This is a genomic window from Streptomyces sp. NPDC048434 (assembly GCF_043200375.1).
Lineage (GTDB): Bacteria > Actinomycetota > Actinomycetes > Streptomycetales > Streptomycetaceae > Streptomyces.
In genome coordinates this window covers 312,108-338,083 of the sequence record NZ_JBICXQ010000003.1, presented here as the reverse complement: position 1 = coordinate 338,083, position 25,976 = coordinate 312,108, and the positions used below count along the sequence as shown (strand labels likewise).

At 69.8% G+C, this 25,976-nt stretch carries 23 protein-coding genes and 1 riboswitch; of the genes, 16 read left to right on the top strand and 7 right to left on the bottom strand.

What is annotated here, in order from left to right; genetic code table 11:
- Window positions 1-104: 104 nt before the first annotated feature.
- On the bottom strand, window positions 105-983 hold the full coding sequence (locus tag ACGFWI_RS05660; protein WP_393904625.1) for a hypothetical protein: 879 nt from the start codon (window positions 981-983) through the stop codon (window positions 105-107).
- A 257-nt stretch (window positions 984-1,240) separates the two neighbouring features.
- Window positions 1,241-2,083 (bottom strand): hypothetical protein, encoded by an 843-nt coding sequence (locus tag ACGFWI_RS05655; RefSeq protein ID WP_393904624.1) that lies wholly within the window; start codon window positions 2,081-2,083, stop codon window positions 1,241-1,243.
- A 290-nt stretch (window positions 2,084-2,373) separates the two neighbouring features.
- Between ACGFWI_RS05655 and ACGFWI_RS05650 the strand changes: the two genes are divergently transcribed.
- The 6 genes from ACGFWI_RS05650 to ACGFWI_RS05625 all read left to right on the top strand — a co-directional run bounded on the left by ACGFWI_RS05650 (window position 2,374) and on the right by ACGFWI_RS05625 (window position 8,547).
- Window positions 2,374-3,171, top strand: coding sequence for a nitrilase-related carbon-nitrogen hydrolase (locus tag ACGFWI_RS05650; RefSeq protein ID WP_393904623.1), 798 nt, complete (start codon window positions 2,374-2,376; stop codon window positions 3,169-3,171).
- 301 nt (window positions 3,172-3,472) lie between these two features.
- Entirely contained in the window at window positions 3,473-3,706 is a 234-nt protein-coding gene (locus tag ACGFWI_RS05645; protein WP_393904622.1) for a hypothetical protein, read from the top strand.
- Window positions 3,707-3,863: 157 nt separating this feature from the next.
- Complete coding sequence (locus ACGFWI_RS05640) at window positions 3,864-4,631, top strand: hypothetical protein (RefSeq protein ID WP_393904621.1); 768 nt, start codon at window positions 3,864-3,866, stop codon at window positions 4,629-4,631.
- 859 nt (window positions 4,632-5,490) lie between these two features.
- Complete coding sequence (locus ACGFWI_RS05635) at window positions 5,491-6,963, top strand: alpha/beta fold hydrolase (protein WP_393904620.1); 1,473 nt, start codon at window positions 5,491-5,493, stop codon at window positions 6,961-6,963.
- Window positions 6,964-7,276: 313 nt separating this feature from the next.
- Complete coding sequence (locus tag ACGFWI_RS05630; protein WP_393904619.1) at window positions 7,277-7,660, top strand: hypothetical protein; 384 nt, start codon at window positions 7,277-7,279, stop codon at window positions 7,658-7,660.
- Window positions 7,661-7,815: 155 nt separating this feature from the next.
- Window positions 7,816-8,547, top strand: coding sequence for a hypothetical protein (locus ACGFWI_RS05625; RefSeq protein WP_393904618.1), 732 nt, complete (start codon window positions 7,816-7,818; stop codon window positions 8,545-8,547).
- A gap of 129 nt (window positions 8,548-8,676) precedes the next feature.
- Here ACGFWI_RS05625 and ACGFWI_RS05620 read toward each other — a convergent pair whose 3' ends face one another.
- From ACGFWI_RS05620 to ACGFWI_RS05610, 3 genes are all read right to left on the bottom strand, one after another.
- Window positions 8,677-10,053, bottom strand: coding sequence for an MFS transporter (locus tag ACGFWI_RS05620; RefSeq protein ID WP_393904617.1), 1,377 nt, complete (start codon window positions 10,051-10,053; stop codon window positions 8,677-8,679).
- A 114-nt stretch (window positions 10,054-10,167) separates the two neighbouring features.
- The gene (locus tag ACGFWI_RS05615; RefSeq protein ID WP_393904616.1) at window positions 10,168-11,646 is read right to left on the bottom strand and encodes an NAD-dependent succinate-semialdehyde dehydrogenase; all 1,479 of its coding nucleotides are present in this window, start codon (window positions 11,644-11,646) and stop codon (window positions 10,168-10,170) included.
- Window positions 11,647-11,859: 213 nt separating this feature from the next.
- Window positions 11,860-12,660, bottom strand: coding sequence for an IclR family transcriptional regulator (locus tag ACGFWI_RS05610; RefSeq protein ID WP_393904615.1), 801 nt, complete (start codon window positions 12,658-12,660; stop codon window positions 11,860-11,862).
- A 310-nt stretch (window positions 12,661-12,970) separates the two neighbouring features.
- Here ACGFWI_RS05610 and fae point away from each other — a divergent pair, with 310 nt between their 5' ends.
- From fae to ACGFWI_RS05565, 9 genes are all read left to right on the top strand, one after another.
- Entirely contained in the window at window positions 12,971-13,510 is a 540-nt protein-coding gene (fae, locus tag ACGFWI_RS05605; protein WP_393904614.1) for a formaldehyde-activating enzyme, read from the top strand.
- Entirely contained in the window at window positions 13,507-14,619 is a 1,113-nt protein-coding gene (locus tag ACGFWI_RS05600; RefSeq protein WP_393904613.1) for a mandelate racemase/muconate lactonizing enzyme family protein, read from the top strand. Before fae ends, ACGFWI_RS05600 begins: the two co-directional genes overlap by 4 nt.
- Window positions 14,616-16,139, top strand: a complete 1,524-nt coding sequence (locus tag ACGFWI_RS05595; protein ID WP_393904612.1) for an aldehyde dehydrogenase — start codon at window positions 14,616-14,618, stop codon at window positions 16,137-16,139. The genes ACGFWI_RS05600 and ACGFWI_RS05595 overlap by 4 nt, the downstream gene beginning before the upstream one ends.
- Before the next feature lie 119 nt (window positions 16,140-16,258).
- Window positions 16,259-17,194 carry an NAD(P)-dependent oxidoreductase gene (locus ACGFWI_RS05590; protein WP_393904611.1) on the top strand — a complete coding sequence of 312 codons (936 nt, stop codon included), beginning with the start codon at window positions 16,259-16,261 and terminating at the stop codon, window positions 17,192-17,194.
- 65 nt (window positions 17,195-17,259) lie between these two features.
- Window positions 17,260-18,429, top strand: coding sequence for an iron-containing alcohol dehydrogenase family protein (locus tag ACGFWI_RS05585; protein ID WP_393904610.1), 1,170 nt, complete (start codon window positions 17,260-17,262; stop codon window positions 18,427-18,429).
- Window positions 18,430-18,605: 176 nt separating this feature from the next.
- A riboswitch (cobalamin riboswitch) is annotated at window positions 18,606-18,824 on the top strand.
- A 152-nt stretch (window positions 18,825-18,976) separates the two neighbouring features.
- Window positions 18,977-20,311: a tRNA uracil 4-sulfurtransferase ThiI gene (gene thiI / locus ACGFWI_RS05580; RefSeq protein WP_393904609.1), complete on the top strand. Its 1,335-nt coding sequence runs from the start codon at window positions 18,977-18,979 to the stop codon at window positions 20,309-20,311.
- Window positions 20,308-21,132 (top strand): precorrin-6A synthase (deacetylating), encoded by an 825-nt coding sequence (gene cobF / locus ACGFWI_RS05575; RefSeq protein WP_393904608.1) that lies wholly within the window; start codon window positions 20,308-20,310, stop codon window positions 21,130-21,132. Before thiI ends, cobF begins: the two co-directional genes overlap by 4 nt.
- 364 nt (window positions 21,133-21,496) lie before the next feature.
- Window positions 21,497-22,408, top strand: coding sequence for an ABC transporter ATP-binding protein (locus ACGFWI_RS05570; RefSeq protein ID WP_393904662.1), 912 nt, complete (start codon window positions 21,497-21,499; stop codon window positions 22,406-22,408).
- A gap of 47 nt (window positions 22,409-22,455) precedes the next feature.
- Window positions 22,456-23,262: an ABC transporter permease gene (locus tag ACGFWI_RS05565; RefSeq protein WP_393904607.1), complete on the top strand. Its 807-nt coding sequence runs from the start codon at window positions 22,456-22,458 to the stop codon at window positions 23,260-23,262.
- A gap of 2 nt (window positions 23,263-23,264) precedes the next feature.
- Here the strand turns inward: ACGFWI_RS05565 and ACGFWI_RS05560 are convergent, their stop codons facing one another.
- Both ACGFWI_RS05560 and ACGFWI_RS05555 read right to left on the bottom strand, forming a co-directional pair.
- On the bottom strand, window positions 23,265-23,921 hold the full coding sequence (locus ACGFWI_RS05560; RefSeq protein ID WP_393904606.1) for a response regulator: 657 nt from the start codon (window positions 23,919-23,921) through the stop codon (window positions 23,265-23,267).
- Window positions 23,918-25,045 (bottom strand): sensor histidine kinase, encoded by a 1,128-nt coding sequence (locus ACGFWI_RS05555; protein WP_393904605.1) that lies wholly within the window; start codon window positions 25,043-25,045, stop codon window positions 23,918-23,920. Before ACGFWI_RS05555 ends, ACGFWI_RS05560 begins: the two co-directional genes overlap by 4 nt.
- A gap of 572 nt (window positions 25,046-25,617) precedes the next feature.
- On the opposite strand from ACGFWI_RS05555, the gene ACGFWI_RS05550 reads away from it, so the two are divergent.
- Entirely contained in the window at window positions 25,618-25,968 is a 351-nt protein-coding gene (locus tag ACGFWI_RS05550) for a hypothetical protein (protein WP_393904604.1), read from the top strand.
- Window positions 25,969-25,976 lie beyond the last annotated feature (8 nt).

The following is a 25,976-nucleotide window of genomic DNA, read 5'->3' as shown; positions in this document are numbered from 1 at the left end:
GGCACACCCCGGGCGCGCGCTTCGTGGTCAGCCTGCCCCGCCCGAAGCCCCCGGGCGGGACAGCTGCGAGACAGCTGCGGACATCGCGCCGGTCCCGGTGATGCTCAGGAAACACCCGTGAGGGTCTTGTCCTGGGGGACGGCGGTCCTGCGCTCCTGTACGTGGGCGTAACCCATGAGGCCGAGGAGCACCGCGAGGAGCACCGCCGACGAACCCGCCGTGCCGAGGTCGAGACCGCCCTTGGCGAGCGGCTTGGTGAGGAAGTCACCGGCGGTCGCCCCGAGGGGCCGGGTGAGCACGAAGGCGATCCAGAACAGCACCACGTTCGGCACGGCCGGCACCCGCATCAGGGCGACGAGTACGGCGAGCACACCGGTGACGAGCAGGGCGCCGCCCGCGTAACCGAGTCCGGAGCTGTCGGAGAGGAAGTCGCCCATCGAGGTGCCGAGCGTGTTCGACACGAGGATCGCCGCCCAGAAGAGGGCCTCCGCGCGGAAGGTGACGATGTCGCGGATGGCGAACGTCAGGCCGGTGCACTTCCAGATGACGAAGATGGCGAGCAGCAGCGAGATCAGGATGGCGGCCCCTGTGGGGTAGCCCAGCCCCAGGCCCTGCGGTCCCCAGCCGAGCGACTTCGCGCCGTCGGTGAGGAACTTGGCGCTGGCGTCCCGGTTCATGAAGTCGGACATCGTGGTGCCCGCCATGCTCGTGGACAGGATGACCGTCCAGTAGAAGAAGGGGTTGTAGCGCCGGGACCGGAGCTGCACGACCAGCGTGACCACGAAGATCAGGAACAGCGCGATGGTGGTCAGGAAGTAGCCGAGCTTGAGGGTCTGGGCAAAGAGGTCACCGGCCGTCTCGCCGAGGGTCGTCGCGGCGATCTTCATGACCCAGAAGGCCAGTGTGACCTCGGGGAGCTTCCGCAACACGTACCTGTCGGTACCGGCGACGTCCATGTCGGTCAGGACTTCGGGCTCAGGCAAGGTCGATCCCTCCTGGGAGGCGCCTCCGCATCGCCACACGGCGTGCCGTGGGGCCCTGCGGGGTGCGCACAGCGGTGGCAAACGGCGAGTACGAGGTACACCGCGCTCAGCGATGACGCCGCACGCCGCCCAACGCTCCCAGCCGCAGCCTGAACACATCCTGAACGCCACCGACCGCACCCACGAAGCAGCCCCGGACGGGTGAAAGCCGGCCCCCGGAATCCGGGGACCGGCCGTCGTTCGGGGCGAGCCCGCGCTCAGCTCGCCCGTGCGGTGAGCCGCTCCGGCTCGGAGACGTCCCGTCGGGTGACCGTCAAGAACACCACCAGGCCGAGGATGACGGTGAGGAACAGCACGCTGGTGATCACCGTGCCCAGGCCGAGCCCGCCGTCCGAGGTCGGCTGGGACAGGTAGTCGCCGATCGAAGCGCCCAGCGGCCGGGTCAGGATGTAGGCGATCCAGAAGCTCCACACCGCGTCCAGACCAAGGGAGAAGTGCGCCACCGCAACCGCGGCGATCCCCAGGGCGAACAGGCCGGCGGACAGCCAGTACCCGAGGTCCATGCGCTCGGCAACCAGGTCACCGGCGGCGGTGCCCAGGGCGAAGGTGAACAGCACGGCGAGCCAGTAGAAGGACTCGCGGCGGGTGGTGTCGACATGGTGAATGGACAGGGTCCGCTCACTGCGGTACCAGGCCACGAACACCACGACGAGGGCCACCCCGAAGGCCACCGTGCTGGTCTCCAGCGGTACGCCCAGGTTGTCGGTGAGGTTGTCGCTGATCAGCGTGCCCACCACGCTGATCAGCGCCACGGCGAGCCAATAGATACCGGGCCGGTAGGCGCGGGTGCGGAACTGCGCCACCAAGACCGCGACGAGCAGGACGCTCATCAGCAGCGACACACCCGTCAGGCCCAGGCCGAGCTTCGCGTTCAGCAGATCGGCCGCGGTCTCGCCGACGGTGGTGCAGAGAATTTTGATGACCCAGAAGTACGCCGTGACTTCGGGAACCTTGTTCCAGCGGAGGCGCTTGCCAGTGGGGGCGGAAGCAGTGCCGGACGCCTCGTGCGCCTCGACTGCCCCAGGGATATCAGCTGTCATGGTGCCCGACCGTGCCATCAGCAACCTGAACGCATCCTGAGCACGCACCGCGACGCACTGTGCCGCGCCGCATCGGGCGGGATCATGGTGAGCACACTCATCGAGGTCTCCTCCCAGCATGGGGCGCCGTCTGAGCTGCCGTTCCCCCGAGGAGGGGGACGTTGGGCAAGGTTGCGGCAGCTCAGGATGCGGTCCGGCTGATGCGGTCCCGCTGATGGGATCCGGTGGACGGGGAACGACAATGGGGGTGGCCCCCCGCGCCGCCGGACAGCGTCTGAAAGGTGGCAGGCATGCGTGCCTCGCTGATCCAGCTCACGGTGTCGGACACCGAGTCGGCAGACGAACGCCGGTCGCGCGCAGCCGAGTTGGTCCGCGGTCGGGCCGGGGACGACCTCGTGGTCCTGCCGGAACTCTGGACGACCGGCGCTTGGGCCTACGACGCCTGGGAGGCGGGCGCCGAACCAGTCGACGGCCCCACGGCCCGCGCCATGTCGGAGGCGGCGAGCGCCGCGGGCGTATGGCTGCATGCCGGCACACTGGTGGAGCGCGGGGACGACGGTGCGCTCCGCAACACCGCATTGGTCTTCGACCGCACCGGAGCGCTGCGCGGGGTGTACCGGAAGATCCATCGCTACGGCTTCACCGTCGGCGAGGCCGCGCAGATGGCCGCGGGGCGGGAAGTCGTGACGGTCACCACCGAGTTCGGCATCCTCGGCATCGCCACCTGCTACGACCTGCGCTTCCCCGAGCTGTTCCGCGCGCTGGTCGATGCCGGTACGGAGATCCTTGTCCTGGCGTCCGCATGGCCGGCCCGGCGCCGTGAACAGTGGCGGATCCTGGTGCGTGCCCGAGCCGTCGAGGAGCAGGCCGTCGTCCTGGCCTGCTGCGCCGGCGGCACGCACAGCGAGATGAAGCAGGCCGACGGCAGTCTGATCGTCGACCCGTGGGGCACGGTGCTCGCCGAGGCCGGCGAGGGCGAGGAAGTTCTCACGGCGGACGTCGATGTGGACGTGGTGGGGGCGATCCGGGAAGAGCTGCCGGTCCTCCGGGACCGTGTCCTCGCCATCCCCGCACTCCCGGCCCGGTAGGCAGCGGCCGGATGGGGTGATCGGGTGCGAGCCGCGCTTGCCGCTGGACGCACCCAGGCCGCGCGGCGAGCGCACGCGGCCGGGTCCATGGAAACAGTGATCCCGTTCACTATCGGTCCGTCGTCGCCAGGAACCGCTTCAGGGCCCGGGCTCGCTCCGGCCCGCAGGCCCGGCAGCGGCCTGGCCTGCGCACCTGTCCCGGACGGCGGGGGATTTTTTCCCCTTCTTCCGAAATGGGTGGTTGCGTGTATCGTCCTCAGAGGCAGTTCCCGCACGCGATGGAACTGGTGGGAGACAAGACATGATGAAGAAGATCATCGCGATAGCGTTCGTCACTGCACTGTTCGGCGCCGGAGGCGCCGGCATCGCCTCCGCGGCCCCCGCATCGCCGGGACCTCCGCCGGGCCGTGACACCGTCACCACGACGTTCCACTGTCCCGCCCCGCGCGGCACCTTCACGATCACGGCGGACCCGTGGGTGATGGGCCAGTACGAGTGGTATTACAGCGAGCACGGCTGCACATACACCTCGTAATCACCGGCCCCCCACGGTCACGCTCATTCACGCGTCACCCTCATTCGCTCGTCACGGTCATTCCCTCGTCACGGTCATCCGCTCGTCGGGCCCCCTGCGGCCACCGGGCCCGGCCCGGTCGGTAGAGTCCTGCCGTGGCACGGAGGGGGGACCTGCGATGACGGACATCGACGCGGTGGTGGCTCGGTTGCGCCAACTGCCGGACGTCTCGGGTGGGTTGGTGCAGCTGGATCCCGGGATCGACGACGCCCGGATGGACTCCTGGCCGGTTCCGGTGCCGCCAGAGATGCGCGTGCTGTTCCGCTCCGTCGGCGGCATCCGGATCACCGTGCGTCGTTCCGTGGTGAACGGACATACCTCGGCCGAGCACGTCGACTTCACCGAATCCTTCAACAACGGTGAGTACCTCGGGCACGACGTCAGCTGGTACCTGGAGCACGCCGGTGGCCCGGGCAGTCACTGGTTCGTCTACCTGGACCACGGCGACGGACACTGCTATGTCGATGTCGACCGGGACACCGGTGACTGGGGCCCGGTCTTCCAGTTCTGGGACGCCACCGACACCCGCCGGCTGGCACTTTCGCTGCCCGACTGGCTCCAACGGTTGGGTGACTGCGTGCACCAAGCCGTTGCGGAGGCAGGCACGGAGGACACCAACGCCTTCGGGACGGCGTTCACCGACCGGTGGTGGGAGCCCGCAGGGGATCCGGTACCGGTCACACCCGTCCGTGCAAACGAGGCCAGATCGGCCGACGACCCGGTGCTGCGAGACGCGGCGGCCGGTTTGCCGGACGAGGCTCTCCTCGCGGATCTGCGACCGGTCGCCGGAGTTGCCGAGGTGCTGTTCGACCTCCCCGTGAGTTGCCGCTACGCACGTCGGCACGGCGGAGCCGTCCTGACCGCGGTGCAGTGGGACGGCGAATAGACCGTGCCCTGAACATCTCCACGGACGCAGGGACGCAGGGACGCACGGACGCAGGGACGCACGGACGCAGGGACGCACGGACGCACCGACGCACCGACGCACCGACGCACCGACGCACGCCTCGGCCGTCGGTGTGCCCGACCCGAGGCTGGGTGGAGGTCGGCTGCGCCTTCATCGTCCCCACAGCAGGCCACCGTCCGGCCGAGGAAAGGGGCTCGGCATCATCCGTTGCTGGAGCTCTCTCACTTGGGCTCACGTCAGCTGAACCGATACCGCCTTCCTCGGAACTTCACGGCGTTGGCTCTCTCCCGCGGGCAGAGCTGTCGGCTCTGCCTTTGGGCAGAGGGGCCGTGGTCCGTGAGGGCGATGCTACTGCCGTGGGTCTGCCATGGGGCAGGCGGCGCTTCCCCGACTTGAGAGCGACGGATTCGGGGGTGTCTCGCGGCCACGATGGTGGGGAGTTTCGCACCCCTTCCAGGAGCACTTATGACGCAGCCCACCACCCTTGCCGCCGCCCTTAGGGCCCCCTCCGGTGTCGCCGCCCGCGCGACGGGCTGACGCACGTCCACGGCGAGGGCGACACCCGCGTCGTCGCCCTCGACTCGGTCTTTGTGGAGTTCGGGTGCGGGCCGATTCATCGCAGGTCGTCGCAGGTCGTCGCAGGTCGTGGGGCCGCCCGACTCCGGCAAGTCGACGCTGATGCAGTGCATATGGGAGCTCGACGCGCTCTCCGCGGGCTCATTCCGCAGCCGAGCGGCGGCACTGCCCCGCTGCCAATTCAGCCAACCCCCAGGTACCGGCGGGACCGTCAAGCGGTCGACGCCCGAGGGAAAGGAACAAGAAAATCCGCCTGTCCATCATGAGAAACACACATCGGCGCAGAAGGTCATGGAAACGCTGGGGCACCTGGGCAATCCCGGCCTGCGCCGCCGCCCTCCTCGCGCTTCCCATGCTTCCGGAACGGGGTCAGGCAAGTGCCGGCATAACCTGGCGGCCTTGCGCGGGAAACCGTCATGCTCAGTGCGGCACGCTGCCTCTCCCCGTCAACTGGACCGCCCCTGGCGAGACGTTCAAGCTGGAGGTAGCCAGAAGAAAGGCCACCAACCCCGCCAAACGCATCGGGGTGCTGCTGGTCAACCCCGGCGGGCCCGGAGGCTCCGGCGTCAACATGGCGCTGGACAGCCAATTTCCCGCCGAGCTCAGGGAGCGCTTCGACATTGTCGGGTTTGACCCACGCGGGATAGGCAAGAGTCATCCAGTCAAATGCTCGAAACGATTGGTCGACAATCCCCCGCGTGGGCTGCCACGCAATCAGCGCGAATTTGAACGACTCGTTTCTTACCACCGTGAACTCCGCCAGGACTGCCGCAAGCACAGCGGTCCGCTCTTCGACCACGCCGACACGCTCAACGTCGTCCGGGACATGGACGCGCTACGTGCCGCGCTCGGCGAGGAGAAGATCAATTACTTCGGCCATTCTTACGGCACGCTCATCGGCCAACAGTACGCGGAGAGTTTTGGCGGACATATCCGGAGCATGGTCCTCGACAGCAACATGGACCACAGCCTGCAGACAAGGGACTTGGCTGTCACCGCAGCGGCTTCGGTCGAAGATTCGCTGAAGGAATTCGTCCGGTGGTGCAAGACCACACCGACGTGCGCGCTCCATGGCCAGAACGTCCTGCTCCGCTGGGACCGCCTGCTGTCTGCAGCCGACCGCGGCGCACTGTACGAGTCCAACGCCCCGGTCTCCGCCGACGACATCATCAGCCGGGCCTACGACGCCTTCAGCTCCGGCCCACCGGAGCGGTCTCAGCTCGCCAAGTGGCTGACCACGTTGCGGATCGGCAAGCCGCACTCGCAGGGGGACACACCCCGCGCCAGTCAGGCCTCCGGAACCGAACCCCACGGCAGAGACGCCGTGTTCTGTCAGGACTGGCAGACGCGGATACGCGACTACCGGGAACTTCACGCCCTCGTTCGTGCCGAGAGAGCAGCCGCGCCGCATGCGCGCACCTCTCCCGAAATGCGCAAAGCCATCCTGAGCTGCGTCGGATGGCCGAAGCACGCCAACAATCCGCAGCACCCCCTGCGCGTCGATCCCCACGCACCCGTCATTCTGCTGGCCAACGCCCGCCACGACCCCGTAACCGGGTACACCTGGGCCCTCAACGTACAAAGGCAAGCCCAAAAGAAGACCCGACTGCTCAGCTTTGGCGGATGGGGGCACGGCGCCATCGGCACCAAGTGCACCATAAACGCGGTAAACCGCTACCTGATCCATGGCTCATTGCCGCGACCTGATACCGGCTGCCCCGCATCTCAGAAGTGAGGGTGCGGGATTGATCATGCAGGTCAATTCGACGGTGTAACGGGTCTGTCTGGTTTCTGTCTGGTTGGTGAGAGTAAGGGGCGGTCCGCTGAGACCGGGCAGCCCCCTCCCCCGCCGAACTCCGGCCTCCTCAGCGCCGCCTCCGCCCACGCGCCGGCGGGTTGTCACAGGCCGATCAAATGATCGCAATGCGCCCGATATACGACCTTGGGACGGCCGAAACAGGCCCTGTCTAATGTGCCCGGCATGGGGCTTTTCAGCGCCTCTGTACACCACATACCTCCATGAAGGAGCAGCTTTGTCCAAGCCAGCCATGTCATCTGTCCGACGCCCCAAGCGCACCGGGATGCGCACCGCCCTCACCGTCGCCGTGGCCGGCGCCGCCCTCGCCGTACCAGCCGGTGCGGCGGTCGCCATGCCGACCGATTACGTCAAGGAAGTCAAGGTCGAGAGCGGCGACACCCTCACCCTGGACGGCAACACCCGTACTGCCACCGTCAAGGATCCCGAGCACGGCGTCACGGGCAAGCTGAACCAGCACAAGCCCGGCCCGGTGCCGAGCCGGATGGACCCGAACGGGACGTACACGCTGGTCTTCCCGAAGCCTGCGGCGCAGGCCGATGCCACGCCCAAGGTCGTCTACAAGCACGACGGCAAGACGGTGAAGACCTTCGCCCTCCCCCATGGCCCCGGCTGACGACAGCTGATCGTCCGGACCAGCGGCGGCTCCCGGCGCCACTCAGTGGCCGGGGGCCGCCTCGCCGTGCGGCCGCACCGCCTCTGTCCCGACCGCACGCCGTGAGAGCACCGATGGATTGCCGCACATGCAGGACAGACAGCATCATGTGCGTTGTGAAACCGCCCCCCGCCCTGACTGGAAATGACGTGCCGGTGCCTCGCCCTCTGCCGGCCTCCGCGGGGCGCGCCAGGGCGGCGCTGCCGGTGCTCGCCTTCGCCATGGCGCCCGTCTTGTTGCTGCTGACCGGTTGCGCCGGCGGCGGTGAGCCCAAGAGCGCGGGAACGACGCCGGCCCTTTCGGCCCCCAGGCAGTTGTGGGCCCCCAGCAAGCCCCCGCCACCGCTCGCCGAGCCCAATTCGAAGGTCTCGGACGGTGTGCCGTCACCCGTGCGCGGGGTGCCGCGCGTGCCGTCCGGCGACATCCACCAGGTCTCGGCGCTCGCCCTCGCCAAGGCCCGGCTCACCACGATGACCAGCCCTCTCGACGAAGAGGGCACCGACAAGAAGATCAAGGACTGCAAGACCGCCGGGCAGAAGCCGTGCCCCGTCCAGAAGCCGCAGTACCGGGACATGAACGGCGACGGTAAGGACGAATTGCTACTCGGCATCACCTCGGGGCGTTACTTTCTCTTCCTGTGGGGCTTTACCGTCAAGGATGGCCAGGTCAGCCTGATCCTCGACCAGGCCGAGCGCCCACTCTCAGTGGAATTGTCGGGACGTGACGTCATCGTGCGGGAGCCGGCCGACAAGGGTTATGACATCCGCCGGGTCTACTCGTGGGACGCACGGGAGCAGGCCATGGACGAGCGGTCCTTCGAATACCTTGAGTCAAGCCGCAGGAAATGAGCGCCGCCCCTATGGTGACGCGAATACCGAGGTCGGGGGCGTGTGTCGCCCCATTTCGACCGGAGCGAGCGTGCACGATTTTCTCGCCGCCCCTTCTCCCGTGGTGAGCCGGCGGGCGCAGCGGAAAGCTCACACCGCGCCCTCGCGGGCTGCGCGGGCCGCGCGGGCCAGGTCCATGTCCGTGGTCTCCGGGGCCAGGAACTGCGATACCAGGCCGCCGAGTGCGAGCACACCTGCGCCGACGAGGAGCACGAACTCCGCACCGAACCGCTCCAGGCCCATCGGCAGCAGGAAGGTGCCGACGGCGGCGCCGACCCGGCTCATGGCGGTGGCGAAGCCGACGCCCGTGGTGCGCAGGGAGGTGGGGAACACCTCCAGCGGATAGACCGCGGTCAGCGCGCTGGAGGCGGCGTTGAGGAAGATGAAGAAGAGGAAGCCGACGACGATGACGGGGGTGGAGGACGGCCACACGGCAACCAGGGCCAGGCAGACCGCGGTGATCCAGAACGGCGGAATCAGCAGCTTGCGCCGGCCGATGCGGTCCACGACCAGGCATCCCGCCGTCACCCCCGCCACGGCGGTGAAGGAGTAAACGAGCAGCGCCGCGACCGCGTTGTCGCCCATGTGAAGCGCCTCGAAGACCTGGGTCCAGAACGTGCCGATGGCGAAGTACGGCAGCACGAGGGCGGCCCAGAAGACGCTCGCGAAGACGGTGCTGCGCAGGTGACGGCGGCTGAACAGGGCGCGGAAGCCGTCCTGTTGGCCTTGGCCCTGGGCGCGCTCGTCGAGCTCGGCCGTGATGTCGATCTCGATGCCGTACTTGGTGATCAGCGCCTCGGCCTCCTCCCGGCGCCCCTTGCTCAGCAACCAGCGCGCCGACTCCGGGATACCGCCGCGCAGCGCCACGCACACCGCGGCGATCACCGCGCTGCTGGCCAGCGACCAGCGCCAGCCGCCCGCGACGTCCGCGAACAGGGCGCCGACCACCGTCGCCAGCGCATAGCCCACGTACCAGCTGATCTCCAGGCTGGCCAGCAGCCGCCCGCGGCCCTGCCGCGGCGCGTACTCGGACAGCAGCGGCGCGCCGATCGCGTACTCGCCGCCGATCGCCACACCCATCAGCAGCCGGATGAGGAAGAGCTGGAGACCGTCGGTGACGAAGAACTGGAGCACCGACCCGATCAGGAAGATCAGCATGTCGACGAGGAATACCGGCCGTCGCCCGAAGTGGTCGGCGAGCCGTCCGAACAGCGGGCCGCCGACGAAGATGCCGATCAGCGGAGCGGCGCCGACCAGGCCCTGCATCACTGGGGAGAGGTGGAGGTCGGCGGTGAGCGCGGCCATCGCCATGCCGATGCCGCCGATGATGTAGCCGTCGATGCCCTGGCCGATCTGCGTGGCGAGCTTCAACTTGGTCTGCACGAGACGGCGTTGGCGCTGGGTGGCGCTGCCGGGGGCCGGTGGGGCGCCGGGCTGGTGGTGCTCGGTCGCAGGCGTCGTTGCCATGTGCGGTCCTTGTCTTTCGGTGTCGGGACAGGCCGGGGCGCGCCGCGGCCCGCGGCGGAGCACAGCGGGGAAGAGCTCAAGGAGAAGTGGGAGAGGAAACGGACGGGGAAGGGGTCAGCCGGTGGGCCAGTCGAGGGCGACGTACTGGGTCTCCAGGAATGCCTCGATGCCCTCGCGGCCGCCTTCTCTGCCCAGCCCCGACTGCTTGACGCCGCCGAACGGCGCCGCGGGGTCGGAGAGCAGGCCCCGGTTGAGGCCGACCATGCCGGCTTCCAGCTGCTCGGCGATGCGCAGCGCCCGGGCCACGTCGCGGGAGTAGACGTACGAGGCGAGGCCGTGCACCGTCGCGTTGGCGCGGGCCAGCATCTCGTCCTCGTCGGTGAAGGTGGTCAGCGGCGCGACGGGCCCGAAGACCTCCTCGTGGAGGATGCGGGCGTCATCGGGTACGTCGGTCAGGACCGTCGCCGGGTGGAAGTGGCCGGGCCTGTCGGGGATCGTGCCGCGCGCGGCGACCTGCGCGCCCCGCGCGAGCGCGTCGTCGACGAGGGAGCGGATCTTCTCGACGGCCGCCTCATTGATCATGGGGCCGAGGGTGATGCCGTCCTCCAGGCCGGGTCCGGTGCGCGCCTCGGTCATGGCCGCGCCGAACTTCTCGGTGAACTCGGCCGCGACGGAGGCATGGACGTAGAAGCGGTTGGCGGCGATGCAGACCTCGCCGCCACCGCGCATCTTGGCGTCCATCGCACCGCGCACGGCGGCGTCGATGTCGGCGTCCTCGCAGACGATGAAGGGCGCGTTGCCGCCGAGCTCCATGGTGACGTTGACGATGTGCTGCGCGGCCTGTTCCAGGAGGAGCTTGCCGGTGGCGGTGGAGCCGGTGAAGGAGAACTTGCGGACGCGCTCGTCGTCGAGCCAGGCGGTCACGACCTCGGGGGCGCGGTCGGTCGGCAGGACGTTGAGCAGGCCGTCGGGCAGGCCTGCCTCGGTGAGCAGCGCGGCCACCGCGAGGGCGGTGAGCGGGGTGTCCGGGGCGGGCTTGAGGAGCACGGGGCAGCCCGCCGCGAGCGCCGGGGCGATCTTGCGGGTGGCCATCGCGGCGGGGAAGTTCCAGGGCGTGACGAAGGCGGTGACGCCGACGGGATGCTTGCGCACGACGTGGCGGTAGCCGCCGCCGGGCGCGTCGCCGAAGGAGGAGCCGATCCGTACGGCCTCCTCGGCGAACCAGCGGAAGAACTCGGCCGCGTAGCCGACCTCGGCCGCCGCGTCCCGGTATGCCTTGCCGTTCTCCAGCACGATCAGCCGGGCGAGCGTGTCGGTGTGCTCGCGCATCAGCCGGAACGTCTCATACAGGATTTCGGAACGGCGCCGGGCCGGTGTGGCGCGCCAGCCGGCCGCGGCCGCCGTAGCCGCCTCGACCGCGGCGAGAGCGTCGTCGGCACTCGCCGCGGACACCTCGCGGACCAGGTCGCCGGTCGCCGGGTCGTACAGGGGGAAGGTCCGATCGTCCGATGCGGCGCGCCAGCGGCCGCCGACGAACACATCGCCTGCGGCGAGCGGTGCTTTGGCGAGGGTGTCGATGCCGACGAGGTTCATGAGCTGCTCTTTTCTCCGTTCCGAAACCGGGCTCGTCCTGTTCGCGGCGAATTTACGAGCGGGTCACACGGGCGACAAGGCCGCTTCCCGGATCGCAATGGGGGTTGCTGTCAGGGCAACTCCCAGGTCGCCCGCGGGAGTACGGCCCATGGGGGAGCAACCCGACGGCGAGCCCGCGCCCACGCGCAGCGGAGGGTGGAGGGAGAAGAGAGCTCAGGTCAGTCGCGCCCTGGGGGTCGCCGTGCGGCGTGGCTCCCAGCCGAGGAGGGCGGAGACCCGAGCCGCCGCCCTGGCCGTCGTGCGGCCGGCTTCGTCGAGGCGGTCGCCGAGCCGGGGCCTGGGCGCGGAGATGTTGAGGGCCGCGACCACCCGGCCCCGGAAGTCCCGTACCGGCGCCGAGACGCCGACCAGGCCGGCCTCGAACTCCTCGCTCACTCGCGCATAGCCCTGCCTCTTGGCCTCCTGGATCAGGGCCCACAGGTCGGGGACGGGCATTTCTCCGCTCGTGCCGAAGCGGACGTACAGCTCGTCGGGGGTGGCGTCGGCGAGCAGTACCCGGCCGGCCGAGGTCTGCCAGGCAGGTACCCCGCGGCCCTCCCAGCCGTGTACCCGGAAGGAGTGCCCGGAGACCGACAGCAGGGTGAGCACTTCGCGGTCGCTGAGCACGCACAGGTGGCTGGTCTCCTCCAGGTCCGCTGACAGCGCATGCATGAGCGGCTCGGCCATGCGCACCAGGCGGCTTTCCGAAGTCCGGGCCACCAGCGAGAAGAGTCGCCAGCCGAGCCGGTACTCCAGGGTGTCCGGGTCGCGTTCGACGATGCCTTCGGCGGCGAGGGCTTTGAGCGCGCGGGAGACCTGGGTCTTCTCGCGTCCCACCAGTTGGGCGAGGCGTACGACGCCGAGGCCGCCTGCGTTCTGTGCCTCGTCGGAGGCGAGGGTTTCCAGCAGGTCGATGTCGCGGCGCAGGCCGTGTCCGCGTGGGGTCGCGGGGGCCGGCGAGGGGGTGTCCGTCACGCGCGCCATCCTAGGCACCGATCCGTACGCGGAAGCCCCAGGTCAAGGCAGGAGTTGTCATGAGAGCAACCGGCATTTCGATTCACCCTGCGGCCTTGCGAGGGGGTGGTGGCGGACCTAGATTCGCCGCATCGGGCCGGATGAACTGCGTCGGAAGCGAGGTTCATCTCGTTCACCCGAGTAGCAGCCCTTTCAGGCGATTTTCCCGCCGTTCTCGCTTTTCCTCACCACGCATTGCCGTTCATTGCCGTTCATTCGAGTTTCCCGCCGGTCACTCGACGACGCACCTTCCCGAGGTCCAGGAGTTCCGATGCCCTCCCCCTTTGCCGCGACCGCATTGATCGGCGAATCCTTCGTCGGTGACGGTGCCAACGCCGCGCACACGAACGTCGTGATCGGCCGCAAGGGCGGCCCGGTCGAAACGGCCTGGGCGACGGCGCTGGCCACCCCGAGCGCCGGACACGTCCCGTTCATGACCGTCGTGCGGCCGTCGGTTCCGGTCAAGCCGCAGACGCTGTTCGTGAACAAGGCCGTCGCCGGGGGTGAGCTGCACCAGCGCGCGACCTGGGGTTCCGCTCAGGCGGGACTGGCGCGCGGGGTCATGGACGCCGTCGAGGAGGGCCTGATCCCCGCCGAGACGGCAGACGACCTGCTGATCATCGCCGCGGTGTGGGTCAACCCGGCGGTCGACGACCTCGACGTCTCGTTCCGCAACCAGCGCGCCGCGGGATACGGCGCGGTGCGGGCCGCGGTGACCGCCACGCCGTCCGTCGCAGATGTGCTGGCCGCGGCGGTGAGGGGCCCGGAGAACCCCTTCTACACGCCCACTCCCGAGGTGCTCGCCCGATGAAGATCACTGACATCACCCTGGACCGGCTGCGTCTGGAGCTGGACCCGCCCTTCCGCGCCGCCTGGGATCCCGAGCCACGCCGGCGCTTCGACGCCACCATCGTCCGGGTGCACACCGACGAGGGGATCACCGGCATCGGTTCCGGCGACCTCATGGACGGTTTCGACACGTACAAGCACCTGTTCGTCGGCGAGGACCCACTCGACATCACCCGGCACGTCCGGGCGATCGAGACGGCCAACTTCCACGGCGCCCACTACTGGCCGCTGGAGGCGGCGCTGTGGGACATCATCGGCAAGGTGCACGGCCGCCCGGTCGCGGAGCTGTTCGGCAATGCGGCGAAGCGGCTGCCGGCGTATGCGTCGTGCGGGGAGCTCAAGTCCCCCGAGGAGCGCGTGGCGACGGCGCTGAAGGTACGCGAGGCCGGCTTCCGGGCCATGAAGATCCGGATCGACCGGAACCACGTCGACGAGGGTGTCGCGGCGGTCCGGGCCGTCCGGGAGGAGCTGGGCACCGGCTTCGAGATCATGGTCGACCTCAACCAGTCCTGGCGGATGGCGGGGGACACCGCCCCCGCCTCCGACCTCGCCAAGACCCGCAAGGTCATCGCGCGCCTCGCCGAACTCGATGTGTTCTGGGTCGAGGAGCCGCTGCCCTACGCCGACCTCGACGGCTTCAAGCGGCTGCGGGCCGAGAACCCGGGGGTGCGCATCGCCGCCGGCGAGATGCACCACTCCCCCACCGAGCTGCTGCGCTACCTCGAAGAGGACGCCCTCGACATCTACCAGATGGACGTGGTGCTCGCGATCGGCATGCACCGTGCCCGCACCCTGGCCGAACTCGCCCAACTGAAGCACCGTCAGTTCACCCCGCACAGCTGGACCAACGGCATCGGCGTCCTGGCCAATCTGCATGTCGCGGCGGGCGTCGGCGGCGGCCCCTTCTTCGAGTTCCCCTACGACCCGCCCGGCTGGACCCCCGAACGCCGCGATTTCATGCTCGCCGAGCCGGTGCGGGTGAACGCCGAGGGCGATCTCGAAGTGCCGGACAAGCCCGGTCTCGGCATCGAGCTCGACGAGGAAGCGATCGACCACTGGAGGCTCACGTGACCTACACCATCGAGGAATTGCTGCACCGGTCGTACGACGAGTGGCGGGCCGCCGCGGACAAGCTCAGGTTCGAGACGCGGCCGTTCATCGACGGCGCCTTCACCGACGCCACGTCCGACGACACCTTCCCGAGCGTCTCGCCGCGCGACGGCGCGCTGCTCGCCGAGGTGCAGGCCGCGTCCGCCGAGGACGTCGACCGGGCGGTGCGTTCCGCCCGCGCGGCCTTCGAGGACGGACGCTGGCGCGACCTCGCCCCCAGGGAGCGCAAGCGCGTCCTGCTGCGCTGGGCCGAACTGATCCGCGCGAACGCCGAGGAACTGGCCCTGCTCGACACCTTGGAGATGGGCAAGCCCATCACCGAGTCGGTGCGGATCGACGTGAACCAGGCGGCCGAGACCATCGCCTGGTACGCGGAGGCCATCGACAAGACGTACGACGAGGTGGCGCCGACTCCCGGTGACGCGCTCGCGCTGATCACCCGGGAGCCGCTGGGCGTGGTCGGCGCGGTCGTTCCGTGGAACTACGCGCTGCTGATCGCCAGTTGGAAGCTGGGCCCGGCGCTCGCCACCGGCAACAGCGTCGTCCTGAAGCCCGCCGAACAGACCTCGCTCGCCGCCCTGCGCCTGGCCGCGCTCGGCAGCGAGGCCGGACTGCCCGACGGTGTGTTCAACGTGATCCCCGGGCGGGGCGAGGTGGCGGGGCAGGCGCTCGGCCGCCACCCCGAGGTCGACAAGATCGCCTTCACCGGCTCGGCGGAGGTGGCGCGGCTCTTCCAGGTGTACGCGGGCGAGTCCAACGGCAAGCAGGTCGCCGTCGAGGCCGGCGGCAAGTCCCCGCAGCTCGTCCTGGCGGACGCCGACATCGAGGCCGCCGCCTCCGCCGTGGCCTGGGGGATCTTCTACAACGCGGGCCAGACCTGCAACGCGGGATCCCGGGTCGTCGTACACGCCTCCGTGAAGGAACGGCTCCTGGAGGCCGTTCGCCGGATCACCGCCGCAACCTTCCGGGTCGGCGACCCGCTCGACCCGGCCACCGTCATGGGCCCGATCGTCGACGAGGACCAGCTGGCCAAGATCCTCGGCTATATCGCACGCGGCAGGGAGGACGGCGCGACCGTACTCCTCGGCGGCGGACGGACCCTTACCGAGTCCGGCGGCAGCTACATCGAACCGACCGTGCTGAACGGGGTGGCGAACACCTCCGCCGTCGGCCAGGAGGAGATCTTCGGCCCGGTCCTCGCCGTGGTGACCTACGACGGAGACATCGACGAGGGCGTACGCCTCGCCAACCAGACCGACTTCGGACTCGTCGCCTCGGTCTGGACGCGGGACATCACCGTCGCCCACCGCACGGCCAGGCGCCTTCGGGCCGGCACCGTCTGGATCAACACCTTCGATGCCAGCGACGTCATCACTCCCTTCGGCGGCTTCAAGGCCACCGGCGCGGGCCGCGACAAGTCCCTGCACGCGCTGGACGCGTACACGGCACTCAAAACCACCTGGATCAACCTCGGGGGCTGAACACGAGCCCCTTTCGCCGCTCCCCCCTCTTTCCCCATTCGCCGCCCCCCTTCTCACTTCTCCCCTCTCCCCTCTTCCCCCTTCTCCCTCCTTCTCTTCTCACCGCAGCGAGGACAACGATGAGGATCGGTTTCATCGGCCTGGGCAATATGGGTCGCCACATGGCCCGCCATCTGATTCACGCGGGACATCTGGTCACCGTGCACGACACCCGGCCCGAGGCGGCCGCCGAACATCTCGCGCTCGGCGCCACCTGGGCCGACTCCCCCGCCGCCTGCGCCGAGGGCGCGGAGCTGCTGCTCACCATGCTGCCCAACCCGCGGATCGTCGAGGAGGTGCTGCTGCGCGGCGGTGCGGCGCAGGCGCTGGCGCCGGGCGCGCTGTGGATCGACATGTCGACGTCGACGCCCGCGGCCGCCGAACGAGTAGCCGCCGAGGTCCTCGACGCCCGGGGCGTGCGCCGACTCGACGCGCCGGTCAGCGGGATGGCCCGGGGCGCCGAGGCCGGCATACTGCAGATCTTCGCCGGTGGCGCGGACGACGACTTCCGGATCGCGCTGCCGGTCCTCGAAGCCATGGGTGACCCCGACCGGATCCTGCACGTCGGCCCGATCGGCGCCGGATACAGCGTCAAGCTCATGATCAACCTGTTGTGGTTCAGCCATCTGGTCGCCACCTCCGAGGTGCTCGCCATGGGCGTGAAGGCGGGCGTCGACCTGGGAGTGCTGCGCAGCTCGCTGCTCGCCAGCCCGGCCGCCTCGAACTTCCTGGAGAGCGACATCATGTGCGTGCTCGCCGACGGTGACTACGACGACTCATTCGCGATGGCACTCGCCTGCAAGGACCTTGGGCTCGCCATCGACCTCGGCCGGGACCTGGGTGTGTCCACCGAGCTGTCCGCCCTGGTCGAGCAGATCTACCGCCGCGCCAAGGCCGAGCACGGCGACCTCGCGGGCGAGATGAGCCCCGTCCGCCTCTACGAGTCGCTCGCCGGCCGGGAGTTCCGTCTGCCGAATCCGGCCGCCGCGCTGGACGACGCGGCACTGGTGCTCTGAGGCGCCGGAAGGCACCGCCGGACACGCTCCCACGCTCACACTCACCCACATCAGGAGCCGCACCCATGGCCTCTCCTCAGCGCGACAGCCTCGCGCCGCTGAGCATCGACCCCATCTGCCGCATCGAGTTCGGGCCCGGTCACATCGACCGGCTCCCCGAGCTGATCACGACCACGGGCCGGCACCGCGCCTTCGTCGTCACCGACCGGGGTCTGCGCGCAGCGGGCGTCGTCGAACGCGTCCTGAAGATCCTCGACTCCGGCGGGATCGAGTACGCCGTTCACGACGAGGTGGCGCCCAACCCCTCCACCGGCGACGTCGACGCGGGCGCCAGGCGGGCCCGCGCCTTCGGGCCGGCCGCGGTCGTCGCGCTCGGCGGCGGCTCCGTTCTCGACGCGGCGAAGGGCATCTCCCTGCTCGTCGGCAATCCGGACGCGGTTGCCGCCGACGCCGGCCGTCTATGGGAAGCGGCCGACGGACTGCCGCTCATCGCGATCCCCACCACGTCCGGCACGGGGGCGGAGACCAACGGCTTCGGGGTGATCGAGGACGCCGGAGCCTGCCGCAAGGTGTATCTCGGTCACCCTTCCGTGAAGCCCCGAATCGCCCTGCTGGACCCTGAGTTGACGCTCGGTCTGCCCGCTCCGGCCACCGCCGCCACCGGCATCGACGCACTCGTCCACGGCATCGAGTCGCTGGCCTCACGCGGCGCGAACCCGGTCTCCGTCGCCTACGCCACGCAGGCCGTGACGATGGTGAGCGGCGCGCTGCCCACCGCGTACCGGGACGGCTCGGACCTCGACGCCCGCGCCGCACTGATGCTGGGCGCCCACCTCGCCGGCCAGGCCCTCACCCTGTCCGGACTCGGCCTCGTCCACGGAATCGGCCACGCGCTCACCGCCCACACCGGAACCCCGCACGGAGTGGCCCTGGCCGCCGTACTGGAGGAGGTCATGGTGTTCAGCGCTCCGGCGGCCCGGGACGCGTACGAGCAGGTGGGACGGGCCATGCGCCGCACCCCGCCCGCGGACGGCGACTGGGCACGGGCCACGGTGCAGGCCGTGCGCGAGATCTCCGGAACACTGGACGTCAAGCGGCCCCTGCGCGAACTGGGCGCCGACCGCGGAATGCTGCCGGCCATCGCCGCGGGAGCGGTCGCGGACGCGGTGACCAAGAACGCTCCGCTGCTGCCGAGCGAGGCGGAGGTGCTGGAGATCCTCACCCGGGTGTACTGACGGGCGGCGCGGAATCGCGGGGGGCGGATGCGGAGTTTCGTCCCTGGGCGGCGAGGCCCGGGGCGCGACCCCGCGCCCTCGCTGTTCCTCGAACGAGGGGGCCGCACGGCTCGCGCAGGTCGACGGTTGGGGCCGGTCGAGCTTCGCCTCGTGCACGGGCCACGCGCCGCCTTGTCTACCCTGGACCCGCAGCTGGTTCACCCCGCCCGCCAGACGGGGTGTCGCAAGAGGGAATCCGGTGGAAGTCCGGGACTGCCTCGCAGCGGTGAGTGGGAACGACCGCCGTCATGAAGCACTGGGTCCGTGTGTGACCTGGGAAGCGACGGCCAGTAGGCGTCCCGTCCTTCGGGATGTGCCCACAAGTCCGAAGACCTGCCACTGCTCGTGCGCGGTGCGATCACCACGCACGCCTCCATGGCGACCCGGTAGCGGGACCGCTGAGTGAGTGGTGCGTTTCACCCCACCGTGCCCGTGGTGCGCGGGGCGGGCCCGCATCCCGTTCGCGGCCCGGCGCCGGTCCTCACGACGACTCGCGAAGGAGAGTTTCGTGCCCGGCGAAGCGAGCGTTCCCTCCGTCCCTTCTCCCCGTACGCCCCGCCCAAGCGGGCCCTGTGTCCTGCTCAAGCATGGTGAGATCTTCCTCAGGGGCCGCAATCGGCACCTGTTCATCGAGCGGCTGCACGACAACCTCCGCCGCGCGCTGCGGGGCGTCGGCGGCTCCACGTGGATCAAGTCCGGCCAGAGCGTCACCGTGCTCGGCGGCGAGGTCCCTCTGGATGTCCTCGTGGAGCGCGCCCGACGGGTGATCGGGTTCAACTCGGTGGAGCCCGCCCTGCGCGTCCCGAGCACCGTTACGGACCTCACCGAGGCAGCCGTGGAAGCGCTCGCCGGCGCCCGTGCCGAGCGACCCGGAATCAGTTTCGCCGTGCGGGTCAAGCGCCGGGACAAGACCTTCGAGATGACCTCGTCGCAGTTCGAGCGCTTTCTCGGGGCACGGGTCCAGGAGGCCCTGGGGCCCGTACCGGTGAACCTCTCCAGCCCGGATGTGCGGGTCTCGGTCGAGATCGACCGCACGGAGAGCTATCTCTCCTGGATCCGTCACCAGGGGCCTGGCGGACTCCCCGTCGGTTCCGGCGGACGTGCCCTGGTGCTGCTCTCCGGCGGGTACGACTCGCCGGTGGCCGCCTACCGGGCGATGCGTCGTGGACTGGGCTGCGACTTCGTCCACTTCACCGGCGCTCCGTACACGAACGCCGCTTCCGTGTACAAGGCTTACGCCCTCGCCCGGGAACTCAACCGCTACCAGCCCGGTGGGCGGCTGCATGTCATCGCGCTCGGCCACGCCCAGAAGCAACTGGCCATCGCGGGGGCCGGCAGGCTCCAGGTCGTCGCGCAACGACGGCTGATGGTCCGTGCCGCTTCCGCGCTGGCGGGCCGGACGCGAGCGGAGGCCCTGGTGACGGGTGACAGCCTGGGACAGGTGGCCAGCCAGACCCTGGCGAACATGGCCGCCGTCGACGAGGCCGCCGCCCTGCCGGTGCTACGGCCGCTGGTCGGCTGGGAGAAGCAGGAGATCATCGACGAGGCCCGGTCCATCGGCACCGCGGAGATCTCCGTGCTGCCGGACGAGGACTGCTGCAAGCTCCTCGCACCGTCCCGGGTCTCCCTCCGGGCCGGACTGACCGACCTGCGTTCGGTGGAGAAGCGCCTCGACCTGGACGACGTGGTGGACAGTCTGCTGCGCGATGTCCAGGTCATGTACCCGGGCGAGACCGACGGAGAGACGGAGCCCGGCGCGGACAGCCCTGACGGCGGCTCCGCGCCCGGCAGCCCTGGCCCGGCCGTGTGTGCAACGGGGCCGTCCGGGGCGGTGTCCTCATGACCGGAGAAGACCGTCGACGGATCCTCGTGATCGGGATCGGCTCGGGGGATCCGGCGCATGTGACGCTGTCCGCTGTACGGGCCATGCGGGACTGCGACGTGTTCTTCCTGCTCGACAAGGGCACCCGGACGTCCGCACTGACCCGGCTGCGCAGGAATCTGTTGGCCGAGCACGCCGGCTCCGGACACCGAGTGGTCGAGGCCGAGGACCCTCGGCGTGACCGCTCCCCCGCGAGCCCGGCCGGCTATCGGGCCCAGGTCGTCGACTGGCGCCACCGCCGCACCGCCCTGTACGAGCGGCTGATCCGGGACGAGCTGGCGCCGGGCCGGACCGGCGCCTTCCTGGTGTGGGGCGATCCCGCTCTCTACGACAGCACGATCGACACGCTGGAGGAGGTCGCCGACCGGGGTGCGGTGCCCTTCACCTACGACGTGATTCCCGGGGTGAGCAGCCTCTCGGTGCTGGCCGCCCGCCACCGTACGACAGTGACCCGGCTCGGGCGCCCGGTCCGGATCGCCCCCGGCCGGCACATCGCCGGGTCCGCTCTCGGCGAGGGCGAGGGCGAGGACATCGCCGTGATGCTCGATGTCGGTGCGGCACTCACCGCGCACCGGGACGAGGGCTGGTGGATGTACTGGGGCGCCTACGTCGGCACACCGGAGGAGTTGCTCGTCTCCGGCCCGCTGGCCGAAGTTGCCGACCGGGTACTGGAGTTGCGTGCCGCGTCCCGGGAGCGTCATGGCTGGATCATGGATGCCTGCCTGCTGCGCGCCGACGCTCCCGGAGCGTCGGCAGATGCCGTTCCACCGGAGTCCTGCTAATGCTGTGACCGCAACCTTCGGGCGGCCGGCCGCCGGCCCGCCGGCCGCGCCACCGGATGCGGGTGGCGTGCCTACGGATGCCCGAACCGCCTCGCCTGGCCCCGGTATTCGCCTCGGTTCACCGAGGCCCGCGCCCCGCCACCGAACAGTGAGCCACGCGACCGCCACCTCGCCCTCGCCGGTCCGACCGATGTACCCGGTTGTCGGTCGATGGTCGCAGTGGGCGGGTCACGCATCGGGACGATGGAGGTGCTGGAGTTTCGACTTTCTGGCGTCCCGCTGGGCCGGGCTGCGTCCGTACGGTGCTCAGGACCGGGAAGACCATGGCAGTTGTGCGGAACGGAGCGTGCTCGTGAGCGTAGGGGTGTTGGAGGCCAGGGGGCTGACCAAACGATTTGGGGGGAAGCCGGCGGTGGACGACCTGTCCTTCGTGGTGCGGGCCGGCCGGGTGACCGGTTTCCTGGGCCCGAACGGGGCGGGCAAGTCCACGACGATGCGGATGTTTCTGGGCCTGGACCGCCCGGGGTCAGGCAGTGCGCTGGTCAATGGCACGCCCTTCCACCAGCTGCGTCGCCCTATGCACGAGGTCGGTGCCGTGCTCGAGGCCAAGGCCGTCCATCCCGGGCGCAGTGCGTACGGGCATCTGCTGGGCCTCGCGTACAGCAATGGGATCGGCCGCCGGCGGGTGGCGGAGGTCCTGGAGATCGCCGGCCTCGCGAAGGTGGCGCACAAACGGGTGGGCGGCTTCTCGCTGGGGATGGGACAGCGGCTCGGGATCGCTGCCGCTCTTCTCGGAGATCCCCAGGTGCTGCTCTTTGACGAGCCGGTCAACGGTCTCGACCCCGAGGGCGTCCGCTGGATTCGCAACCTGATGAGAGGGCTCGCGGCCGAGGGCCGCACCGTGTTCGTGTCCAGCCATCTGATGAGCGAGATGGAGGTGACGGCCGACCATCTTGTCGTGATCGGCCGGGGGAAGCTGATCGCCGACACCGGCGTGCGCGAATTCATCGCGGGCAGTTCACGCAACATGGTCAAGGTGCGCTCTCCACAGGCCATCCAGCTGGCCGGACGGCTCCGGGCGGCCGGCGGGCAGGTCACCGCGGATGACGAAGGCGCGCTCCTGGTCACCGGCCTGGACCAGGTCCAGGTCTCGGAGGCCGCGGCGGAGTGCGGGGCCGCCCTGCACGAGCTGTCGCAGCAACGCGTTTCGCTGGAGACGGCGTTCATGCAGCTCACCGAGGACAGCGTGGAGTACCGCACCGAGTCGCTGCCGTAGGTCTGAGTTCCGAGCCGCAGCCCCATCCCGACCCAGGAGGTACCCCCATGTCCGTGACCATCCCCGCGGCCGAGCGCCGGTCCGACGTTCCCGCCGAGCCCGTGTTCTCCCACCTGCTCCGGTCCGAGTGGGCCAAGTTCCGCACCGTCCGTGCCACCGTGTGCTGCCTGCTCGCCACCGCGGCGGTGGCTGTCGGTGTCGCCGTCATCGTGGCAACGGCGATCGACAAGGAGGGTCCCCAGCCCATCGGCCGGCTGGTGATCAACAGTCACATGGGCCTCGGCGTCGGCCAACTCGCCGTCATGGCCCTGGCGGTGACGACCATCGGCAGCGAATACAGCACCGGGATGATCCGCACCTCGTTGACGGCCGTACCGCGGCGCGGGCCGTGGCTCGCGGCCAAGACCCTGGTCATGGCCGCGCTGGTGCTCATCACCGGGATGCTGCTGAGCATCGTCTCCTTCGCCATCGAGTACGCGTCCGCGCCCGCTGTTTCCGGCTCGGTCACGGATCCGGCGGTCGTACGGGCGATTCTCGGGGGCGGGCTCTACCTGAGTGTGCTGTCCGTGCTCTCGCTGGCTGTCGGCGCCATGCTCCGGAGCACCGTCGGCGGCATCGTCGTGATGTTCACGCTCATCTTCGTTGTGCCGGGGCTCGCGTCCGCCCCGGCGCTCAGCGATCTTGCACATTTCCTGCCCGGCAGCCTCCCGCCCGGCAGCGCCGGTTGGGCGATCATGCAGCCCGGCCCGATGCTGGGCGGCCTTGGCCCGTGGGCCGGTTTCGGGGTGCTGTGCGCCTGGGCGGCGGTCGCGATGGCGGGAGCCGTGTATCTGCTGGACAAGCGGGACGCCTGACGCTACGCCTCAAGGAGGCCGGCATCGTGGGCAAGAATCGCGGCCTGGACGCGGTTGGTGCACTCAAGTTTGGCGAGAAGCCGACTCATATGGGTCTTCACGGTGGACTCGCTCATGTGCAGGCAGGCGCCTATCTCGGCGTTGGACATGCCCTCGCCGACCAGGCGCAGCACCTCGCCTTCGCGTTCCGTCAGGGCGGATGTGCGGCGGCGCGCGGCGGTGGCCCTCGACGTGCCGCGGGCGGAGAAGTTGGAGATCAGCCGCCGGGTCACCGAAGGGGCCAGCATGGCATCCCCGTCGTGGACGGTCCGGACCGCTCGGGCGAGATCGCGGGGCGGGGTGTTCTTGAGCAGGAAGCCCATCGCTCCCGCCTCCAGGGCCGCGTGCACGTACTCGTCGAGATCGAAGGTGGTGAGCACCGCCACCTTGGGCGGGTGGGGCAGCTGGTTGATCTCCACGGTCGCCGCCAGTCCGTCCATGACCGGCATACGGATGTCCATCAGCACCACGTCGGGCCGGTGCATGCGGGTCAGGTGCACGGCCTCCACCCCGTTGCTCGCCTCGGCCACCATGCTGATCCCGGGGTCGGCTTGCAGAATCATGCTCAAGCCGGACCGGACCAGGTCCTCGTCGTCGGCAAGCAGGACGCGAATGCTCATGGTGCTTCTTCCCTCGTGGGTATCACGGCTGAGACCCGGAATCCGCCGTCGGGTGTGGGGCCGGCCTCGAAGGTTCCGCCCAGGACGGTGACGCGTTCGCGGAGCCCTACCAGGCCGTGGCCGCCACTGGGCAGGCGTGCGGTCGACGGTGCGGTGGGCAACTCATTGTCCACGGTGATGTGCAGCTCATCGGGCACATACCGCAGTTGGATACGAGTGGCGGCGGTCCCCGCGTGCTTGTGTACGTTGGTCAGCGCTTCCTGGACCAGCCGGTACGCGGTGCGCTCGGCCGTCGTGTCCAGCGACCGGCAGGGGCCGGACGTGGCCAGTTCGATCCGCATGCCGGCCGCGCGCGACTGGTCGACCAGCCTGGACAGGTCGTTCAGGGTCGGCTGCGGCGCGCGTGGTGCGGACTCCTCGCATTCGTCGACCCGCAGTACGCCGAGTACCTGGCGCAACTCGTCCAGAGCCTGTCGGCCGATCTCGCCGATGAGCCGGGCCTGGGTGGTGTGCTCGCCATGCGCCGTGCCGACTTCCAGGGCGCCGGAGTGGATGACCATCAGGCTGACCCGATGGGCGACCACGTCATGCATCTCCCGCGCGATCCGTGCCCGCTCTTCCATCCGGGTCTGCGAGGCCAGCAAGTGCTGCTCACGTTCCAGGCGTTCGGCCTTCTCACGCAGGTTCTCCACCACCATCCGCCGCGCCCCCGCGTACATGCCGGACAGGACGGGCACGACCATGAGGAAGCCCATGAGCGGTATGCCGGACACCAGTTCTTCGACGGTGAACTCGCGCTGGTCGGTGAGGAGTACGTAGCCGGCAGTGGCGGCGGTGGCAACGGTGGACAGCACAGCCAGGGTGCGTCGACTGCGGCCGTATTTCGCCAGGGAGTACAGGCAGACGGGAAGCGCCGGGAAGCAGATCTCGGCGGGTATGGCCAGGATCACGGCGACACACAGCCCCACCGGCCAGCGCCGCCGCACCACCATCGCCAGCCCGGTCAAGGCCGCCAGCGCGAAGTAGACCGGTGCGGGAAGCCCGAGCGGATAGCTCTCCTGGACGTCTACGAGGACGGTGGGGAACAGGGCGCAGCCGAGCGCGACCAGGACGTCGAAGGCCATGCCCCGGCGGTTCTCCCACCAGAACGGCCGCGCCGGAATGAACGCCGGGAATCGTCGACGCCCGTCGGCGGTCACAGGGCGGGGCGCCCTGGTGGGCGGGGTTGGCAGGGCTGGAGACGGTCCTGGAACGCGCGGCTCGGCCCGTGCGACATCGTGAAGTCGCATGGCGGCTCCATCCTCCAGCGGTGTGAGGGGGCTGTCACCAGCGGTGGGAGCCGGTGCCCTGCCCCTGCCCGCCTGGTCACCCGTGGGTGTTTCAGTGCTCAACCAATTGCTCGGTGGTCAATTGGCCCAGCATGCAGCAAACAAGCCATCACTGCATCAGCCGATCGACGTACCGGCGGGTACAACGACGGCACCGACCTGGTCGGCACCACGTCCGGGAGCGTCGTCACGCCGGGGCGCCTGGTGACGGCGGAGGACGCGGCCGTGCCCACCCCCGACCTGCCCCGCGTTTCGGAAGTGGCCCTGACGTTCGCCGAGCGAGGTATCCGCATGTCGGCAGTGCGGCTGCCCCTGTCGGTGCACGGCGAGGGCAATCACGCCTTCGTTCCGAGTCTGATCAACCTCGCATGCGAGAAGGCTTTTCGGCCTATCCGGGCGACGGCTCCAACCGCTGGCCGGCGGTACACCGGCCAGCCGCCGCGCCCCTGTTCCGGCCGGCGCTGGAGTCGGGGGGGCGCGCGGGCAGCCGGTGGCACTGGACGGGCGAGGACGGCATACCCGTCCGCGACATCACCGAGGGCATCGGCCGGCGCCCGGGCCTGCCGGTCGAGAGCGTCTCCCACGAGCAGGCCGCCGACCGCTTCGGCCGGCCCGCCTCGGTACAGACGCAGCCCGGCGGCCCCTCGTCGGCCCGCGCGGCAGCTGCCGTAGCACGCCTTGCCAGCACCCGGGCAAAGCAGGGTAAATATGAACCATGAGCGGAAAT

Coding starts and splice junctions, on each gene's coding strand:
- ACGFWI_RS05655 (WP_393904624.1), bottom strand. CDS start 2,083: ATGACAGCTGATATCCCTGGGGCAGTCGAGGCGCACGAGGCGTCCGGC.
- ACGFWI_RS05650 (WP_393904623.1), top strand. CDS start 2,374: ATGCGTGCCTCGCTGATCCAGCTCACGGTGTCGGACACCGAGTCGGCA.
- ACGFWI_RS05645 (WP_393904622.1), top strand. CDS start 3,473: ATGATGAAGAAGATCATCGCGATAGCGTTCGTCACTGCACTGTTCGGC.
- ACGFWI_RS05640 (WP_393904621.1), top strand. CDS start 3,864: ATGACGGACATCGACGCGGTGGTGGCTCGGTTGCGCCAACTGCCGGAC.
- ACGFWI_RS05635 (WP_393904620.1), top strand. CDS start 5,491: ATGAGAAACACACATCGGCGCAGAAGGTCATGGAAACGCTGGGGCACC.
- ACGFWI_RS05630 (WP_393904619.1), top strand. CDS start 7,277: ATGTCATCTGTCCGACGCCCCAAGCGCACCGGGATGCGCACCGCCCTC.
- ACGFWI_RS05620 (WP_393904617.1), bottom strand. CDS start 10,053: ATGGCAACGACGCCTGCGACCGAGCACCACCAGCCCGGCGCCCCACCG.
- ACGFWI_RS05615 (WP_393904616.1), bottom strand. CDS start 11,646: ATGAACCTCGTCGGCATCGACACCCTCGCCAAAGCACCGCTCGCCGCA.
- fae (WP_393904614.1), top strand. CDS start 12,971: ATGCCCTCCCCCTTTGCCGCGACCGCATTGATCGGCGAATCCTTCGTC.
- ACGFWI_RS05600 (WP_393904613.1), top strand. CDS start 13,507: ATGAAGATCACTGACATCACCCTGGACCGGCTGCGTCTGGAGCTGGAC.
- ACGFWI_RS05590 (WP_393904611.1), top strand. CDS start 16,259: ATGAGGATCGGTTTCATCGGCCTGGGCAATATGGGTCGCCACATGGCC.
- ACGFWI_RS05585 (WP_393904610.1), top strand. CDS start 17,260: ATGGCCTCTCCTCAGCGCGACAGCCTCGCGCCGCTGAGCATCGACCCC.
- cobF (WP_393904608.1), top strand. CDS start 20,308: ATGACCGGAGAAGACCGTCGACGGATCCTCGTGATCGGGATCGGCTCG.
- ACGFWI_RS05565 (WP_393904607.1), top strand. CDS start 22,456: ATGTCCGTGACCATCCCCGCGGCCGAGCGCCGGTCCGACGTTCCCGCC.
- ACGFWI_RS05560 (WP_393904606.1), bottom strand. CDS start 23,921: ATGAGCATTCGCGTCCTGCTTGCCGACGACGAGGACCTGGTCCGGTCC.
- ACGFWI_RS05555 (WP_393904605.1), bottom strand. CDS start 25,045: ATGGCCTTCGACGTCCTGGTCGCGCTCGGCTGCGCCCTGTTCCCCACC.
- ACGFWI_RS05550 (WP_393904604.1), top strand. CDS start 25,618: ATGCGAGAAGGCTTTTCGGCCTATCCGGGCGACGGCTCCAACCGCTGG.